Raw genomic sequence first — 19649 nt, 5'->3', positions numbered from 1 at the left:
AGATGATTTCAAAACTTATTGCATTTTCCATTAAAAACAGGTGGGTACCTATTGCAGGGATTCTTGCTATCATTATCGGAGGGATATATGTATATACCATTCTAAGAATAGAAGCTTATCCGGATATTTCTGATACCAATGTTGTTATCATAACACAATATCAGGGCCGGGCTGCAGAAGAGGTAGAACAACAGGTAACGATGCCTATTGAAAGAAGTTTGAACAGCGTTCCAGGCGTTATTTTCAGACGTTCAAGAACGATCTTTGGCTTATCCGTAGTGCAGCTTACCTTTGATGACAACGTTGAAGATTTTTTTGCAAGACAATATGTCTCAGAAAAGTTGAAGAATGCTGAGCTTCCGCCTGGAGTGACACCTGAGCTTGGACCGCTTTCTTCACCCACAGGAGAAATTCTGAGATACGTGGTTAGGGGAAATGAGAACTATACCCCTATGGATCTCAAGACCCTTAATGATTGGGTAATTATTCCTAAGCTGTTACAAACAGTTGGTATTGCTGATATCAGTTCTTTTGGAGGCCCTTTGAAGCAGTATCAGGTCCTGACAAGTCCGGAACGATTAAAAAAATATAATCTTACGTTAAAAAACCTTATCTCATCCGTTGAAGATAATAACCTGAATACAGGAGGTAATATAATTGAACGTGGAGAACAGGGCTTTGCTGTCAGAGGTATTGGCGCTGTTACGAATGTTCATGATCTCAAGAAAATAGTAATTTCATCTTCCGGAGGCGTTCCAGTATTTCTGGAAGATGTTGCAAGTATCGAGATTGGCCCCCCTTATCCGTCTGGTATACTCGGTTATTCTATTCCTGCTGAAGGAATACGTGAAAATTCCGGTACAGAAGGTATAGTATTATTAAAGAGGGGAGAAGATACAAAAGAAACCTTGAAAAGACTCAAGGAAAAACTCAATGAAGTAATCAGTAATGATTTGCCGGAAGGAGTAGAGATTCATGTGATCTATGATAGATCCAATCTGATAGATTTTACACTTGAAACGGTATCTCATACGCTAATTGAAGGAATCACGATCGTAGTAATAATCCTGGTATTGTTTCTGGGTAGCTTTAGCTCTGCTTTAGTTGTAGCGATTACTATTCCGGTGGCATTATTATTTTCATTCATTATGATGAAAATAACGGGCATTCCGGCTAACCTTCTTTCTCTTGGCGCAATTGACTTTGGAATCATTGTAGACGGAGCTTGTATTATGGTGGAGCACTTGGTGAGATCTATTAAATCAGCCCCCGTCGGAGAAAGAAAAGGTGGAATTTATAATTTTACAACCCACTCTGCCCAAGAGATTGGAAAGGAATTATTCTTTTCAGTTGTTATCATTATAATAGCATATACGCCATTGTTTGCAATGCAAAGAATAGAAGGGAAACTTTTTTCTCCAATGGCCTTCACTATTTCATTTGCCATACTGGGCTCATTTATCTGTTCGATTACAGTGGTTCCTGTACTTATCTCATTTATTTATAAAAAGAAATTTGAAGAAGTCGGCGAAGGCTTTTATAACACCAGAAAAAATATCTTCTCGTCTCTAGCAGAAATTGGTAGAAAGGCGATTGCTCCTCTCAAGAAAATTAATCCATATGAATTAACGCTTATCAGAACAATGCGTATTCCTAATTTTGGATTTCTTTTAATTTTCCTGATTATTGCTGCCATTGGCATTCTTGCAGCTCGCACTGGTACCGAATTCTTGCCCCCCCTTGATGAAGGATCTATCTTTTTCAGATGTAATCTACCCAGTGGAATTTCAATTCATAAAAGCGCAAAACTGGCTCCTGAAATAAGAAAGATTATTGCCAAACACAAGCAGGTTAAAAGCATTCTTACTCAAACAGGAAGAAACGATGAAGGTACAGATCCATTCGGTGCCAATAGGACTGAAATTCTTATGAATCTTAACCCCTATAACGAATGGGTTAATGATACTTCAAAAGCTGAACTTGTTTTAAAGTTAAAGACTGAACTTAAGGAGGCATTTCCGGGAGCCTATTTTGCATTTGGTCAGCCTATTATTGATCAAGTGACTGAGGTAGTAAACGGTAGTGCGGCGGATCTTGCGGTGACTATTGCAGGAGAAAATCTCACGGAGATCAGAAGCGTAGGAGACAGAATAAAGGAGATTATAGAAAAAATACCGGGAGCTAGCGATGTAGGTATTGAGCAGGAAGGTCCGCAAGGGCAGATTGTTGTGAATATTAACAGAGAGAATGCAGCCAGATATGGTATTAATGTTAGTGATATTCAGCTCATGATAGAAGCCGCAATTGGTGGTAAAACAATAAGTACTGTTTATGAAGGAACCAAAAGATTTGATCTTGTTATCAGATTCCTGCCAGAAAGCAGAAGCTCAATAGAGGATGTTAAGAAAATGTTGGTACCTTCTATTACAGGGAGTCAGATACCTATGAGCGAACTGGCAGATATTCGCATGGTTGATGGACAAACAAATATCTACAGGGTTGAAGGCAAAAGGATTATAACAGTAAGAGCGAATATAAGAGGAAGAGATCAGGGGGGCTTTGCCAAAGAGGTAGCCAAAAAATTAAAAGCAATGAAACTTCCCAAGAAGTTCAAAACTGCATTGGGGGGCCAATTTGAAAACCTCGACAGGGTTACGAATCAATTGTCATACACAATTCCATTTACTTTACTACTCATAAGTCTGTTGCTGTTTATTCTATATAAGGATGTGATCAGTATGCTGATAACGATTCTTTGCCTTCCAATCGGAATATTAGGTGGCCTTGCAGCTCTTTGGGTAAGGGGTTATTACTTTAATGTTTCAGCAGGTGTAGGGTTTGTATCTTTATTTGGTGTAGCAATTATGGCAGGAGTATTACTAGTCTCTGCTTATAACAGAGAACTAAAGGATTCACCTTCCCTATATACTGATTTGAAGGAACTTAGAATAAGGATAATATCAATTTCTCTTGTTCAAATAAAACCAATTCTGATGATGATCACTGTAGCACTGATAGGATTACTTCCTGCAGCTTCAAGTAATGGTATCGGATCAGATATTCAGAGACCATTGGCAACAGTAATTATTGGAGGTCTATTGACTTGCTTGCTTCTTATACCAATTGTTTTGCCGAGTATTTATTTCAGCTTTTTTAAATGGAGATTAAAGAAATTGAGTAACTCACAGGAAAAATTTTAACGGTGAATCATCCATTGTTGAAAGCCTTTGTCAGCTTAGGGATATACCTATGTTGGTAAAGGCTTTTGACTTTAAATTATATGCGAATTAGGTATTCTCCACGAAAAGATATAAAAAGCCTTGCAATGCCCCTTTAATATACTTTATATTTGTCTATCAGTTTGGTAGGGTAATGGGTTTTGAATAAAGCTCAATGCCCAATCAGATTTGATATGCTCTATGATATAGCCTGGAATTTTCATTTCGATACTGGTTGTATTTGGTGGTTCAATCATCAGTTTCGATTTGCGGATAACCGGTTTATTAAATAAAACGACCTGTTTGTTTGATTATCAGGAAACTGTTGTATTTGGTGGTTCTATACCTCATTTTTCGATAATTGAATAACAGGTCTGTTTTTATATTTTGCTCTCTTCTAAGCCTTATTTGAAGGTTTCTTTCTAATTTTTTCCAGAATTGAATTCTATTTTTAAAACATTAATACATTTTTCAATTTAATGAAAGACCGTTTTCCTTCAATATGTATTCAAGAGAAGTTAAATCAATAGTTAGGCATTTAGGAATTGTATTTCCTATTCTTTTTCTCTTTTCATGCAAAAGTTCGAAATTATCTTCTATACAAGAGCTGAATTCTAACTGTAATCAGCAGAATTTATATAACTACACTGTTGATAATTTTCCTGAACCATTCTATAACCTCAAACTGGATACCGCACTCGTAGGAAGATTTTCGGAGGGAGGCTTGAAAATAGCAAATGCAATTGGAATAATTGATTTGCTGACAGATTATGTTGAAGCTGAAAAAAGATATAATTCAACACCAAGTATTGAAAACAAAATAAATATATTGGATTTAGACAGAAAGCTTTCTAATGCTATTCAACGTGCTTCTCTTGAGATATCTGCCGTTGCTTCTGAAATTGATTGCGAAGAAGAAAGAGCAGATCAAATCTCTTATTATCTTAAAAAACGAGAAGATGACAGAGAAACAAAGCTAACGGTGGCGGCTATCAGTGTAGGGGCAATTGCAACAATAGCTTCTGGGATATTATTTGCCACTAATGAAAATAATGACATGGAATATGTAGTAGAAGTGGGAGGTAGCATTGCAGAAGCTATATTGGGCTTTATGATTTTTACATCCAAACCTAAAGTAGAATTTTATCACCCTCGAAACCATCTGGAGGAAATATGGAATGGAAAAGAAACCTCATTGCTTTTTCCAGCACATGTCTGGTATTATTTCAATTATTACAATCCTAAGAAACCAGAAGAGCCTTCACTCCGGGTTCAAATTCTGAAAGGTTGGAAGGCCATTTATGAATGGGAAGAAAAAGAAAGCAAACATAAACAGAATATGGTAGCATTGTTTTTTGGTAAAGGCGGTCAGTATACTTCTGAAAGTTTGAAAGCCAGAGCCAGAATGCTAGATCAGCTGCAAGCCAATATTACTCTTATGAAGCAAGACCTGACAAAACTTGCAACATACCTGGAAAAGGAATAAGTAATGTTAAACGTCTTAAGTTTTACTTAGTAAGTTAATTACAAGGAGAATTGATAACTTATTTTGTTAAATGTCTACATTAAGAATATAAAACTGATATATGAGGTTTCGAATATTATTTTCAGCATGTCTTATGTCTATTATAAGCCTTTCAGCAACTTGTCAAGAGCTTTCTGAGAATGATGTGCCTGATGCTGTTAGAAATAGTTTCTATGAATTGTATCCTAATATGTTCGTCTATGAATGGGAGTTGGAGAAAAAGGAAAATGTTTATGAAGCAGAATTTATGAATAAGGGAAAAGAGATGGAAGCAATATTTCGTCCTGATGGCACTTATATAGGAACGGAAATAGATATAGAGATGGATGACATACCATCTGATGTGAAAAAAGCTTTTTCTCAATCTGAATTTGCAAAGTGGAAGATAGAAGACACAGAAGAGTTTCATAAAAAAGAAGGTGAAAAGCTCTATATTATTGAAGTGGAAAAAAGAAAAAGAAAAGTGAAGCTTTATTATACAAAACTAGGAAAGCTTGTTCAGACTAAATAATCTTAATCCTTTAGGATCTATATTATATTAATTATCCCCGGGATTTAATTAATGAAGCAATGATAAAAGATTTATATAGTTTCTCAGGGCAAATGGAGAAAAGTGTAAGTACCAAAAAAGTGGATTGCTTTATACAATTTGACGATTTTAAAGTGGAATCTATTGGTGCCTTATTAGTTTGATAAATGGAGACGTTATTTCTGAAAAAAATGTGAAGGATTAATTTGGAAGAAATTATACCGATAACTCATTTGTTCGTGAAATTATAATTGAACTAAATTTTAAAGAGGATATTTTAATCTGGATTTTTAATTGAATTTTTTAAAGAATTTACTTTTTATTTAAAGTGATGGAGTATAAGGGTTTGGCTACAGATCTATTTTGTAATTACCTGTTTTATATGACTATATGAATTTTTGGATGCTAAAAGTTTAAAATTTAAGTTCTCGAACAATTTCTTCTGTTTATAGTTAAGGATTGCACTTTAATGATTATTTTTTGAATTAATTCATCAAATCCTTACATTCGTAAATTCGAAAATTAGATCTTATGAATATAAACATGTACAAAACAAAGCTCATAGCCTTTGCTATGTTTTTTTGCAGCATCCTTGTTGCAAATGCCCAAGCCCCGGCGGGGTCTCCGGTAGATAAGTATAAACAACTTAAAATCTTTAACGGAAAGGTTTCCGATAGTAATGGTAACCCGGTAGTACTTCGTGGTATGTCACTATTCTGGAGCGGTTATCCGGAAGGTTCAGGGTTCTATAACGAAACTACAATTAAAAACTTAAGAGATAATTGGTGTGTTGATGTAGTTAGAGCTGCAATGTCCGTTGAAACTGGAAATGATAACTATATCAGTAATCCAAACGGAGAAAAGGCAAAGGTATATGCTGTAATTGATGCTTGTATTAAATATGGTCTTTATGTTGTTGTAGATTTTCATACTCATAAAGCTGAAAATTATCAAAGTCAGGCAATAACTTTTTTTAAAGAAGTTGCAACCAAATATAAGGATGTTCCCAACGTCTTATATGAGCCATACAATGAGCCAATTGCTCAATCCTGGTCTGGAACAATCAAACCATATCATAATGCAGTGATCAGTGCGATCAGAGCTATTGATGACAACATCATTATCTGCGGAACAGGAAACTATTCTCAGGATGTTGATATCGCCGCAAATGATCAGGTAACCGGAACCAACATTGCTTATACTCTTCACTATTATGCATATACACATAGAGATTGGTTGAGGCAAAAAGCTACTCAGGCTTTAAGTAAAGGAGTGGCTTTGTTTGTAACCGAGTATGGAACCTGTCACGCATCAGGAAACGGTAATTTTGATGCTGCTGAATCACAAGTATGGTGGAATTTCCTGGAAACAAATAAACTTAGCTCATGTAATTGGTCTATCGGAAATAAATCAGAAACATCAGCAGCTTTAACTCCTGGAACTCAAAGTGCAACTAGCTGGACAGATAATCAATTGACTGAGTCTGGAAAACTTGTAAAGGCATATCTTAAAGGAAAATGTAATGTAAATGTAGCAACAGGTTCAGTTACACTTTCATTTTCCGGAGGAAAGACTCAGTATGATCAGGGTGAATCGATAACAATTAGTGCTACTACTACAGTAAGTACCGGTTTTTCAATTGCCAAAGTTGTATTCTATGATGGAACAACTGTGCTAGGTACTTCTACTACTAGTCCATATACCTATACCACTGACAAACTATCAGCTGGTGGTCATAACATCACTGCAAAATCTTTTGATGCTTCAGGAAATGAGATTGGAGTTTCTCCAGTTTATGTAATCAGTATTGTTGGAAGTTCTAACGTAGCTACTACCGGTATTACAGACCAGTTTGAGGCGAAAACTCAATTTTCAGAAATGACAGGAGGTATAAATGCGACTAATTGCGGTTCTGTTTCTGTCTCTTCTCCTGCAGCAGCTGCAGGTATATACTGGTTTGAAGACAGAAGTACGACAACTCCATTCAAAGCTGAAGCTACAAGAGCAGGAGATGGTACCTTAAGCTACCTTCTTTCTCAGGAAGCAAATGCATATAACGTAATAGGTTTCAACTTCGGAGAGTACTGTGAAGGTGGGGTAAAGAAAAAATATACTTTGGACTTATCTAAAAATGCTGTTTTATCAGTTACAGTTACATCTCCTGCGACTAATACAAATTCATTTGATCTGAAGTTCCAAATGAAAGATGCTGACGGTACTGTATTAGCTATCAATAAAAACTTTTCGAATGAAGCTGCAACAAAACCTGAAAACTGGTACAAGTATGAAATCGGTTTCAGTAAAAATCATATAACTCCGGATTATGTAGCATTAGCACCTAAAGATTCAAAATTATTTACTTTTGATTTTAAAAATGCTTACACTATCAATAATCCAAATTCTCCATCATTTCCAAAAGATATAAACTTGAATAATACTGATTTTGACTTTACCAAAGTTGTAGAGGTTGTTATTATTCCGGTGAATAGTGCCGATGTTGGTGCTCCTACGTATGCTCCTAAAGCTTTCACGGATCAGACTATAATTTTCTCTGGTTTGAAACTAGGGGATCCAACTCTTGGAAAAGACATCTGTACTACTCCTATAGCTCCAACAGCTTCTGATAAGACTTATTGCCAAAATGCTGCTCCAACTGCTTTATCTGCTACTGGAAATGCAGGCCTGAAATTGAAATGGTATACCTCTGAAACAGGTGGAACTGCATCTGACGACGCTCCAATTCCTTCTACTGCTTCTGCAGGTGTTTACAAATTTTATGTAAGCCAGGCTTCTCCAAGCACTGACGTGTGTGAAGGTCCTCGTAAAGCCATTACTGTTACAGTAAATCCAGCTGCTGAATCTAACGCAGGTGCGAATAAAACCGTTGCCTTAGGAACAGCTACAACTTTAACAGGAGATGGTTCTGCTGTTGGTACTTGGAGTCTTGTAACTGGCCCAACTGGTGCTACTGTAACTTTCAGCCCTTCTGCTGCTAGTGCAACTGTAACAACCTCAACATTGACTTCTGTTGGTGAATATACTTTCAGATATACTGTAGCTGGTACAGGTGGTTGTGCTGCTGCTGTATCTGACGTAGTAGTAACAGTTGAAAATACTTGTACAACTCCTGGTGCTGTAACTGCTCAGAATGTTTCTTATTGCCAGGGAGCTCAGGCTGTTGCACTTACAGCTAGCGCTGCTGCTTCAGGAAATAAATTACAGTGGTATACAGATGCTACAGGTGGAACAGCATCTGACGTGGCTCCAGTTCCTTCAACTGCAACAGTAGGTGTGAAACCATACTATGTAAGCCAGGTTTCTACTACTAACCCGGGTTGCGAAAGTGCACGTACTCTTGTAAATGTTACTATCGTTGCTCCATCAACTGCAAATGCTGGATCAGCTCTGACCGCTGTTGAAGGACCTACAGTTGATCTTTCAGCTACAGGTTCCGCTACCGGAACATGGAGTCTTCTGAATGGTCCATCAGGAGTAAATGTTTCTTATAGCCCTTCTGCAAACTCTGCTTCTGTAACTGCAAGTGGTCTTACTATAAAAGGAGATTATACATTCAGATATACAGTTGCCGGAAATACTCCTTGTACTGCTGTAACTTCTGATGTTAATGTTAAAGTAGTTGCTATCACTTCTATTAGCAAAGCATTGAACGGTATGGTTGAGATCTATCCAAACCCTGCAACTGACAACCTGGTAATCGATATGACTAAAGTTGACGGTAACAAATCAGTGAAGCTTGTTGATATGCTTGGAAGAGTTGTATTCGAAGCTGCTAATGAGAATACGTTGAATGTGGGAATGTCTAATCTGAACAAAGGAATGTATTTTGTACATATCCAGTCAGAGTCTGGAAACCTTATTAAGTCTGTTGTAAAACAGTAATAAGTATTAAACTTAATACAAAATAGACCTGCCGAAAGGCGGGTCTTTTTTTTTGTTTATATGAAATAAAAATTACTCAAAACTTTAAATGAAGTACTGTAATGTTATTTTGATCAGGACAGTTGGAGAAGAATATTGAATGGAATATAGGTCGAGGATAAATGTATTGATGTTGGTAGAGTTAATAGCTTAAGCAAAGCAATTATAAGTTGAAATGTAGCGAAATGATAAATTAGATAAAGACAAGATGGTAGAAGTGATAAAGATATTAACTAAGCTTAGCTTGGGTATTGATTTGCATATTCAAAAAAAAAAACCTTCTCCGTCTGAGAAGGTCAAAAAACGTTGGGGGTGTTTTTATGTTCAACCAGCTATGGTGAATGGCAAAGTTATATAAGTTTTTTAAACCTGCAATAAATCAGAGATATATTTTCAAAAAGTTATTTTACACTTAATGATTGTTTAAATATCGCGAATACTTTTTTCCATTCTAATGATAAATCCTTCTTCCAAAATATCGGACATCTTGCTTTATGCAAAATATAAAATCAAATATAATTGTCTACTCATATTAGATTGATGTGATAACATTGATTAGGTTTTTAAATGAATAATAGTAAAGTTTATCTTTGATAATCACATTTTCTAATAGGTAAGTTTTTAATAATGAGTTTATTTTGGTGGTAGCTTAACCGACCGGATTAAAGTCTTTTACTATATCTATAAATGTTGAATAGTAAATTCAATTAACCTTTGTTGTCCTTGATATTGTTGAAGATTATCAAGTATCACTTTTATTGAATTCATATTTTTTCATCCCTTTCAATTTGTTCTTCTATAGGTAACGTGTCATTTATTGCAACAGACTGAATTGTAAATCACTGTAAAGTTGATTTAGATTTGCCTATCAAATTAGTAGACTTTATTGTGTCTCTTTAAACACAGGAATATTGTGTAATGGCGCAGCTTTGTCCATGCGTCTGACTCATGCTTAATTATTAATAGAATTTTATAAAACGATATGAGAAGATTATATACAGATCAAAAAACTATAAGAGTATTGGTAGCTACGATTACTCTGTTAACTATACATTCTGTTGTTCTCGCTCAGTCTGTCCTGAAGGGACGGATTAATGATGAAACTACTAAAGAGGCATTAATTGGAGTTATCATTCAGATAAAAGGAACAAAAGAGGGAACAGCAACAAATGAAAATGGAGAGTATGAATTAAAGACTAATGTTCCGCTTCCCTTTACTGTGTTGGTTCAATATGCAGGATACGCACCCAAAGAAGTTGAAGTTTATGAAGAAGAAGCTGAATTGAATTTTACTTTAAAATCAAGACAGCAGTTGTCTGAAGTAGTTGTGACAGCGGTAGGAATTGAGAGTGAACGTAAGTCAATAACCAATACTATTACCGAGATTAAAGGTGATAAGATTTTAAAGTCCGGTGAACCTAATGTTACCACAGCTTTGAGTGGGAAGATTGCAGGTGTGCAGGTAACTAATAGCGGCGGATCTCCCGGTGGAGCATCACAGATTCGTATAAGGGGAAGTGCCTCCCTTCTTGGCAATAACAACCCCTTGTATATACTCGACGGTGTTCCCATTGATAATAGCGTTGGAGATCTTGCTGGAAATATAACGAATAGCTATTCTCTATCTCAGCCTTCAAACAGGGCAATTGATGTAAATCCTAATGATATTGAAAATATCACCGTCCTGAAGGGCCCTGCAGCTGCTGCACTCTATGGTATCAGGGCTGCAAACGGAGCAATTATTATTAATACAAAAAAAGGTAGAAATCTTACGGATAAAAAACTTCAGGTGAGTGTAAGTTCCTCCATAACCATAGATGAAATAAATAGACGTATTCAACCTCGCCAAACAAAATATTCTCAAGGATCTGCAGGACAGTATAGTCTGGCCAATCAAAACAGCTGGGGAGCATTGTTGGATACTCTTACCTACGCTGTAGCTTCTGCACCGGGTCAAACCTATGACTATGATAAGAATGGAATTATTGTAGGGAAAAGCTCTCCATATTCAAACGGAGTAGCTGTGAACAGATATGATAATGAGAAGAATTTTTTTGTTAAAGGAATTACTCAAGATTACAATATTAACATAGCGGGCAGATCAGACAATGGTTCTTACTATGCTTCCCTTGGAAGACTTTATCAAACTGGTATTATCCCTACTACTGATTTTGAAAGAACTTCAGCCAAATTCAATGGGGACTATGATTTTACTGAAAAATTCAAAGTAGCATTGGGACTTACTTATGCTAATGATGGATCTAATAACAGAGCTCTCGGCGGGGGATATCCTACATCTTATCTGCGAGCTCTTGCAAATACTCCAGTTACCTTTGATATAACTAATGGATATGACAAACCATGGGAACATCAGGATGCGTATCAGCTTGCACCAACTGCAACCAAACCGTGGGGGGCATCCAGATCTTTTGCACAGGGCAATGGCTGGGATAATCCCTACTGGACACTTAAAAGAAACCCTCAAAAAGACGAAGTTAACAGATTTATAGCCTATACCCAGCTAGATTATAATTTTTTACCTTGGTTAAAAGCTACTTTCAGACCTGGTATCGATTATTATAGAGATTATAGAAACTCTGGTTTTGCTAATGGAAGCGCAGGAGTGGGGCAAGGATTGGTAAACGTTATCAATTTTGCTCAAAAAAACTACAATCATGATTTACTTCTTTCTGCGGACAGAAATCTGAATGAAGACCTAAAGCTTACTCTAAACCTCGGTCAGAACTATTACAATTCAGAGAGGTATCAGTTGACTTCAAGAGGCGATGGGTTGATTGTACCTGACCAATACATGTTGTCTAATGCTTCCATTATATCTTCAAATGAAGTGACACTGAGAAAGAAGCTTGTTGCTCTTTATGGTAATGCTGTTGTAGGATATAAACGTTGGCTGTTCCTAAATTTTACAGGAAGAAATGAGTGGTCTTCTGCTCTGCCAGCTGGTAAAAACTCATTTTTCTATCCTTCAATAGGTTCATCTTTTGTTTTTTCAGATGCACTTAAGCTCAAGAATGATTATTTCACCTTTGGAAAGTTAAGAACTACTTATGCGGTAGTAGGTAATGACACAGATCCATATTCACTTCAAACTTATTATAACAATACAACCCTATCTAATAACTTCTTGCAATCCACTTATCAGGGACCTTTTAACGGAACTACAACCTTGTCAAGTGCCTTAATTCAGGGTAATCAGAATCTTAGACCTGAGAAAATTCAATCTTTTGAAATTGGAGGTGAATTGAGATTTTTCAAAGGCAGAGCAGGTATTGATGCAACTTATTATTCTAACAAAAGCAAAGACCAGATCATTCCGGCTACAGTGCCATACTCGAGCGGAGCAACTGCAGTCGTGAGAAATATCGGAGTAGTAACAAACAAAGGGATTGAATTGTCTCTTGATGGAACTCCAGTAGAGACTAAGGATTTTGCATGGGATGTAAATTTCATTTACTATAAAAATGTGAGCAAGGTTGTTAAGCTTGCACCTGGTGTAGAACAGATATCAAACGGTCTGAATAACTCATCAGTAGCTGGCCAGCCTTTCGGAATTATTTATGGGACCGACTTTATCAGAAATTCAGATGGCAAGATAATCATTGATGATAATCCTGAAAGCACTAATTATGGAAAACCATTCGTAAGTGGTTCTCAAAGTCCTATTGGTAATCCTAATCCAAAATTTAATGCAAGCTTAAGAAACAGCCTATCCTATAAAGCTTTCTCTCTTTCATTCCTTCTTGATACTCGTGTAGGTTTTGATATTTTAAACTTTGCAAGATCACAAATGGTGCTTAACGGAACCGATGCTTCAACAGAATCAAGAGGAGAAAAGATGGTATTCGAAGGTGTAAAGGCAAGTAATGGATCAGCTAATGACATAGAGGTAGTAAAAACTCAAGCCTTATATTCTACGACGCTGCAGACAAATAGCCTATTCGTTGAGAAAGATCTTTATTTTATAAAACTGAGGGATGTCAGCCTTAGCTACAGATTACCTGCAACAGCATTGAAAAGATTTGGAGTAAGCGCGGCTACTTTGTCACTATCTGCTAGAAACTTCTTGTTAAAAACAAATTATTCCGGTTCTGATCCTGATATGATGGTTAGAGCAGGTCAGGTTGGTTCAAACCCAGGTGTGGATTTCTGGACGCCTCCAAATACACATAGCTATGGAGCCGCAGTCAATATTGTATTCTAATCATTTAGTTCAGATTACTGGTGATCAGTAAAGAGTAATACCGGGAAGTCCGATAGTAGAGACAATCAAAAAAGAATAAGTTAATGGAAACAATAAACACTAAAAATATTTTAAGGATTATTAAGCCTGTCAAGTCTGTCGCCATAGGAATAGCTGCATCTTTACTGGTTTTTTCATGCAACCTTAAAGAAACAAATATCAATCCTAATGTGCCTTCTGATGCGTCTGTTAATACATTGTTGCCAGGAGCTCAGTTGTCGTTATCCTTTGCACAAGGCTCTCAGCTGGGACCATATGTGAGTATTTATAATCAACATTTTGCTGGAAATATAGACTTTGCTTCAACAGTACAAAACTATACAGTAGCCAATTCTTATTTCAATGATTATTGGTCTGCTTTATATCCTGGTACTTTATATAACCTGAAGATTATTATTAATAAGTCTAAAGCTTCAGGATTACCTTATTATTCCGGTATTTCAAGGATATTATTTGTGGTAGGAATAGGCACTGCTACCGATGTGTTCGGCGATATACCTTATTCAGATGCCTTACAGATTAATACTTCCCCATTACCAAAATATGACAGGCAACAGGATATTTATACCAATATTCAGATTCAGCTTGACTCCGCTATTCAGGAACTTAGTAAGCCCAAGACAGCAAACCTGGGTGGAATTGTCCCGTCTTCCGATGATGTTATTTTTAAAGGAGATGTGAGCAAATGGATAGCAGCGGCATGGACTTTAAAAGCTAGATACGCACTTCATTTATCCAAAGTTGATAAAACAGATGCTGCAACTAAAGCATTATCATATGCATCAAAAGGAATCAGTTCAAATGCAGGGGATTTGGCAGTAAGTTATACTACAGCTCCTACAACTTCAAATCCAATATTTCAATATGGCTCATACAGACCAAACTGGATAGTTGCAGGAAAGGCAATCGTAAACCTTCTGAATGGAAATGAAGCAACAGATCCCGGAAATAAAACGGTATCGCTGATTGATCCAAGAAGAGCCTATTTAATAAATCCTGCAGGTGGAAAATATGTAGGTTTGCCTACACAAGGTGTTATCGCTTTTTCAACTCCTGGATCTTTTGTAGCCTCAAGAACTTCTCAGGTTATTTTTACATCATTTGTTGAAAATAAACTTATAGAGGCAGAAGCAAGACTTATACTTGCTGATGGAGGGGCGCAGCTTGCTTTGCAGGATGCTGTGCGTGCTTCATTTAATAAAATTGTTTCAGATCCTGCAGATACGAATGCAACTGAGGTTAAAAGAACCGCTTATATCAATACTAAGGCAGTCCTGACAGGAGACTATGATAAAGACCTTAAAACGATCATTACTCAAAAATATATTTCATTATTTTCTCAGCCTGAGCCTTGGGTGGATTATAGAAGAACAGGTTATCCTCAATTGAATTTGCTTTCTGATGGAGATCATGCATCCAATCCAGGTGGCGGGATTCCAAGAAGGCTACCATATCCTCAGAATGAAGAAGTATTAAATTCTAATATCCCAACAAAAACTTCTAATCATCAGGTGCCTCGCTTATGGTGGGATAAATAATAATTGTTGTAGAGGTATAAATTTTCAAGTATGTTTTGCTATGCTCATTCCGAGTGCCTGTCTCTTTATACAGACAGGCAGGAGTGACGCATATTGTCTAAAGCCCAAGACTGAAAGGTTATGAAAAATAAAATTATAAAAGCAAGTATCGCATTCCTGGCAATTGCCTCCGGTGCAGTTTTATGGTCCTTTATTACTGAAGCTAAATTTGAAGGTCCTCAGAATGCAAGAAAGAAGCCCAATGTTGTAATCATTTTGGCTGATGATCTTGGCTATCATGATTTATCTTCTTATGGAAATACACTTATTAATACACCCAATATTGATGCTTTGGGGAAAGAAGGAGTGAAGTTCAACCAAGGATATGTAAGTGCAGCATATTGTAGTCCTTCCAGAGCTGGTCTTCTCACAGGAAGATACCAGCAACGATTCGGTTCTGAGTTTATAGTAGGATCGGCTGCCACGTGGGGAATTGAAAATGCAGATAAAACCAAAATCTCCCAGGTGAGTGCCTGGTTAAATAAGTTTGATGTCGTCTTCGATAAAGACCTTGATGTAAAGAAGTTTTCAGAGATTAAACAAGGGCTTCCTTTACAGGAAATAACTATCGCGGAATTGTTGAGGGAACAAGGCTATAAAACAGGATGGGTAGGAAAATGGCACTTAGGAGAAGGCGGAGATTTAATTCCTTCAAAGCAAGGTTTTGATTATTCATATGGAATACTTGGAGGTGGCACCACTTATGGAGCGGTTAGCGATCCTCAATTGATATCACGTCATTTATCTCATCTTTTTTGGGATAAAAGTGTATTCAAAGAAAAGAGAAGTGGTTGGGGAGCTGTGCAACAAAATGGAAAAGAAACAGAAGTTAAGGAATACCTGACAACAAGATTTGGTAATGAAGCTGCTGACTTTATTGAAAGGAATAAGGATAATCCATTCTTTCTGTATCTGGCATTCAACGCTCCTCACGATCCTGTGCAGGCAAAGAAATCAGATTTCGATTTACTTACTTCAATTAAGGACAGCACTCAAAGGGCCTATCAGGCTCAGGTGAAATCTCTTGATGATGCCGTTGGAGTTATTACCCGCAAGTTAAAAGAATTGAACCTTGATAATAATACAATAGTAATATTTCTAAGTGATAATGGGGGCGCAACTTACACGCATGTTCTGGATAATAAACCTTTAAGAGCCGGTAAAGCTACTAATTTCGAAGGAGGTATCAGAGTTCCATTCTTTATCAAGTACCCTGCTGTCATAAAGGGAGGGAAAGATTTTGATCAGCCGGTCTCATCTCTTGACTTTTTTACGACCATAGCAGCAGCAACAGGAGCATCTCTTCCAGGAGATGTAAGTTATGATGGGGTAAACCTTATTCCATACCTGAATGGTGAAAAGAAAGAGAGACCGCATGAAAGCCTTTTCTGGAGAGTCGGATTTGCAAAGGCTGTAAGAAAAGGTGATTATAAATTATATATCAATGAAAAAGAAAATCAAACATTGCTTTTTGATTTAAAGAATGATGTTTCGGAGAGTCATAACCTCGCTTCTACGAATAAAGGAAAAGTAGATGAGTTAAAACAAGAACTGTTAAAATGGGAAAATAGTGTTCAGGCTCCTCGTTGGCCAAGTGTAATGTATATGAAATATAATAACAATGGTGAGTTCAATTATTTCCCTATTTGATTATAAAGGATATATATATGATTTTAAAGGATCTCATACTCATTGGCAAGAAAATACTAGCTTCTATACTGGTTTTTATTCTTCCTGTGACATTAGTCACAGTAGCAATTCTATTACTTATATGGGCCATTAACTAATATACATATGATCAAGTTTTTTGAATCTGCAATACAAAATCTCAACGGATGGGGGATTATGGTATTTATCCTTATTCTCGGTTCTGTTGAATTATTCTTTGGTTTGCTCGAAGGCAAATGGTCGAAGAATGATAAGATACTTGATATCGTATGTCTTATCGCTCCAAGATTTATTTTTTCGGCCCTTATAGGCTTCTTTTCATTGAAAATATTACCATTTATTCTTCCTGGTCTTAAAGATGCTTTTGTCTGGATACCATTTATTTTTGGATTTTTTATTATTCTGGTCACCATTGATCTTTCTCAATACTGGTATCATCGTCTGCATCATCAGATACCTGTATTGTGGCGATTCCATAGGACACATCATTCAGCGAGATATATGAGTGTTGTGGTGAATTCCAGACAAAATATTTTTTATGTAGCCTTTCTATCTCAGTTCTATATTACTGCGGCTTTGGTCTATCTGGGTCTTGGTGGTCCTGCTCTTTTGTTTAACGGGTTTCAGACAGTCTGGTCCTATGCTTGCCATACAAGTGTAAAATGGGATAAGGTTTTGTATCGATATAAGATTTTACATCCTGTTGCCTGGTTTTTGGAAAGACTCTTAGTAACGCCAGCTACACATCATGCGCATCACGCGGCTTCTCACGGTGATGGCATTGGATATTATAAGGGGAATTTCGGAGGTATTCTGTTTATCTGGGATTTAATATTTGGAACCGCTCACATTAGCAGAAAATTTCCAAAGCAGTACGGCATATCCAACTATGAAGATGATCCATGGTATGCACAATGGCTTTGGCCAATATTCAAATCCCCAATCATAAGTAGTGAGCTGGCTAAAGATGGACCAGAAGTAAAAGAGGAAGGGGATGATTTAGAGGTTATAAAGGAATTAAAAAATGCCTAACATTAAATAAGGAAATAATGAAAGAGATTTTAAGAGAAACAACAAAGCTTGCATCAGTACTTGTATTGGGTGCAGGGCTTGCTTTGCCTGCATTTTCGCAGAACAAGAAATTCGAAGGAACGATTGGTAAAACACTTTCAGAATCAAAACCCGATAAGGTTACGTATCTGAAGAAAGCCCCAGCCGGTGCTCCTAACGTGATATGGATATTGCTTGATGATGTTGGATTCGGTGCCACATCTACTTTCGGCGGATTGATCAATACTCCAACTTTTGATAGTCTTGCTAACAATGGTTTAAGATATACCAATTTTCATACAACAGGAATATGTTCGCCTACAAGAGCAGCCTTACTTACAGGTAGGAATCATCATTCTGTTCATATGGGAGGATTCCCACATGATTTTCTTTCAGCTGATTTTCCTGGATATGATGGCCATATTCCTTCAGAGGCAGGCACAGTAGCAGAAACATTCAGAGAAAATGGTTATAATACTTATGCTCTTGGTAAATGGCATTTAACCCCAGATGATGAATCTACTGATCTTGGTCCATTCGAAAGGTGGCCTTCAGGTAAGGGATTTGACCACTTTTATGGCTTTCTTAGTGGTGCTACTGATCAGTACAAGCCTGATCTTGTTGAGGATAATAAACATGTTAAATCCGATGGAAGACATCTTAATGAATTGATTGCCGACAAAGCAATCAACTATATATCCAATCAAAAGAAAATAGCTCCTGATAAGCCATTCTTCCTATATTTCTCTCCTGGTGCTACTCACTCTCCTCATCAGGTGGCGAGGGAATGGAGTGATAAATACAGAGGTAAATTTGATCAGGGATGGGATAAGTTCCGTGAACAGGTACTTGCAAATCAAAAGAAGCTTGGAGTAGTACCAGCAACAGCTCAATTGCCTGCACGCAATTCAAGGGTGAAAGCATGGAAAGATCTTAAACCTGAAGAACAAAAAATCTATGCTCGCTTCATGGAGGTATATGCAGGATTTCTTGAGTACACAGATCATGAAATTGGAAGAATTGTAAGTCACCTTAAGAATTCTGGACAGCTTGAAAATACGGCTATATTTATTGTTATAGGAGATAATGGAGCCAGTCAGGAAGGTGCAAAAAATGGAGTTATTCAAAGTGAATTTTCACCCAAGAATACTGTCCCTGAAGATGAAATCTTAAGAGATCTATTAAAGAACTATGATAAAATCGGCTCAGCTGAGGCCTATACAAATTACCCTATTGGTTGGGCACAGGCTGCTAACACTCCTTTTAAACATTGGAAACAAGATGCTAACTCAGAAGGAGGGACCAGGAACCCTTTGATTGTCTTTTATCCAAAAGGTATTAAAGATAAAGGATCAATAAGGACTCAATATGGACATTTGATTGACCTTTTTCCTACTACAGTTGAATTGACTGGAATTAAACCTCAGCCTGTCATTAAAGGAATACAACAAAAGCCAATTGAAGGAACAAGTCTGGCATATTCCTTGAATGATGCAAGCGCTGTTTCAAAGCATACAGTTCAATATTATAATATTTTCGGATCAAGATCTATATATAAGGATGGCTGGAAGGCTGAAGCTGCTCATACACCTGCATTCTACGATCTTGTTTCATATCCTGGAGAAAACAAAGTGGAAAGGAATTTTGAAAAGGATGTTTGGGAGTTATATAATTTGAATGAAGATTTTAATGAACGTATAAATCTTGCGTCCAAATATCCTGAGAAGTTACAAGAGCTGAAAGCCTTGTTTGATGCGGAAGCCAGAAAGTATAATGTTTATCCGCTTATCGACTGGACTGATTGTCTGAACAGAGGTTCTTTTAAAGCAGTAATAAAGCCCAATATTTCAGAAGCAAAAGAGTAACAATTCAAAGGTGGAGG

10 protein-coding genes are annotated in these 19649 nt (G+C 36.9%); 9 read left to right on the top strand and 1 reads right to left on the bottom strand.

Annotated elements, in window-relative coordinates:
* Positions 1-2: 2 nt before the first annotated feature.
* Positions 3-3200 (top strand): CusA/CzcA family heavy metal efflux RND transporter, encoded by a 3198-nt coding sequence (locus J7604_RS12325; protein WP_293896337.1) that lies wholly within the window; start codon positions 3-5, stop codon positions 3198-3200.
* Between the two features lie 143 nt (positions 3201-3343).
* On the opposite strand, the gene J7604_RS12320 is transcribed toward J7604_RS12325, so the two are convergent.
* The gene (locus J7604_RS12320) at positions 3344-3475 is read right to left on the bottom strand and encodes a hypothetical protein (RefSeq protein ID WP_293896334.1); all 132 of its coding nucleotides are present in this window, start codon (positions 3473-3475) and stop codon (positions 3344-3346) included.
* 245 nt (positions 3476-3720) lie between these two features.
* Between J7604_RS12320 and J7604_RS12315 the strand changes: the two genes are divergently transcribed.
* From J7604_RS12315 to J7604_RS12280, 8 genes are all read left to right on the top strand, one after another.
* Entirely contained in the window at positions 3721-4704 is a 984-nt protein-coding gene (locus J7604_RS12315; RefSeq protein ID WP_293896331.1) for a hypothetical protein, read from the top strand.
* A 100-nt stretch (positions 4705-4804) separates the two neighbouring features.
* Positions 4805-5254: a PepSY-like domain-containing protein gene (locus J7604_RS12310; protein ID WP_293896328.1), complete on the top strand. Its 450-nt coding sequence runs from the start codon at positions 4805-4807 to the stop codon at positions 5252-5254.
* A gap of 561 nt (positions 5255-5815) precedes the next feature.
* A complete protein-coding gene (locus tag J7604_RS12305; RefSeq protein WP_293896325.1) occupies positions 5816-9172 on the top strand; it encodes a cellulase family glycosylhydrolase in 3357 nt (1118 codons plus the stop codon).
* Between the two features lie 1021 nt (positions 9173-10193).
* The gene (locus tag J7604_RS12300) at positions 10194-13433 is read left to right on the top strand and encodes a SusC/RagA family TonB-linked outer membrane protein (protein WP_293896322.1); all 3240 of its coding nucleotides are present in this window, start codon (positions 10194-10196) and stop codon (positions 13431-13433) included.
* An 83-nt stretch (positions 13434-13516) separates the two neighbouring features.
* Positions 13517-15010 carry a SusD/RagB family nutrient-binding outer membrane lipoprotein gene (locus tag J7604_RS12295; protein WP_293896319.1) on the top strand — a complete coding sequence of 498 codons (1494 nt, stop codon included), beginning with the start codon at positions 13517-13519 and terminating at the stop codon, positions 15008-15010.
* Positions 15011-15130: 120 nt separating this feature from the next.
* Positions 15131-16699, top strand: a complete 1569-nt coding sequence (locus J7604_RS12290) for a sulfatase (RefSeq protein WP_293896316.1) — start codon at positions 15131-15133, stop codon at positions 16697-16699.
* 144 nt (positions 16700-16843) lie between these two features.
* The gene (locus J7604_RS12285) at positions 16844-17749 is read left to right on the top strand and encodes a sterol desaturase family protein (protein WP_293896313.1); all 906 of its coding nucleotides are present in this window, start codon (positions 16844-16846) and stop codon (positions 17747-17749) included.
* A 17-nt stretch (positions 17750-17766) separates the two neighbouring features.
* Positions 17767-19632, top strand: coding sequence for an arylsulfatase (locus J7604_RS12280; RefSeq protein WP_293896309.1), 1866 nt, complete (start codon positions 17767-17769; stop codon positions 19630-19632).
* Positions 19633-19649 lie beyond the last annotated feature (17 nt).

This window comes from Sporocytophaga sp., from assembly GCF_017745095.1.
GTDB lineage: Bacteria > Bacteroidota > Bacteroidia > Cytophagales > Cytophagaceae > Sporocytophaga.
The sequence above is the reverse complement of the archived record's forward strand: the minus strand, read 5'-3'. Positions and strand labels throughout refer to the sequence as shown.

Excerpts from the sequence above, each read along its gene's own strand:
- J7604_RS12310 (WP_293896328.1), top strand. The coding sequence starts at position 4,805 with ATGAGGTTTCGAATATTATTTTCAGCATGTCTTATGTCTATTATAAGC.
- J7604_RS12325 (WP_293896337.1), top strand. The coding sequence starts at position 3 with ATGATTTCAAAACTTATTGCATTTTCCATTAAAAACAGGTGGGTACCT.
- J7604_RS12290 (WP_293896316.1), top strand. The coding sequence starts at position 15,131 with ATGAAAAATAAAATTATAAAAGCAAGTATCGCATTCCTGGCAATTGCC.
- J7604_RS12285 (WP_293896313.1), top strand. The coding sequence starts at position 16,844 with ATGATCAAGTTTTTTGAATCTGCAATACAAAATCTCAACGGATGGGGG.
- J7604_RS12295 (WP_293896319.1), top strand. The coding sequence starts at position 13,517 with ATGGAAACAATAAACACTAAAAATATTTTAAGGATTATTAAGCCTGTC.
- J7604_RS12315 (WP_293896331.1), top strand. The coding sequence starts at position 3,721 with ATGTATTCAAGAGAAGTTAAATCAATAGTTAGGCATTTAGGAATTGTA.
- J7604_RS12305 (WP_293896325.1), top strand. The coding sequence starts at position 5,816 with ATGTACAAAACAAAGCTCATAGCCTTTGCTATGTTTTTTTGCAGCATC.
- J7604_RS12320 (WP_293896334.1), bottom strand. The coding sequence starts at position 3,475 with ATGATTGAACCACCAAATACAACCAGTATCGAAATGAAAATTCCAGGC.
- J7604_RS12280 (WP_293896309.1), top strand. The coding sequence starts at position 17,767 with ATGAAAGAGATTTTAAGAGAAACAACAAAGCTTGCATCAGTACTTGTA.
- J7604_RS12300 (WP_293896322.1), top strand. The coding sequence starts at position 10,194 with ATGAGAAGATTATATACAGATCAAAAAACTATAAGAGTATTGGTAGCT.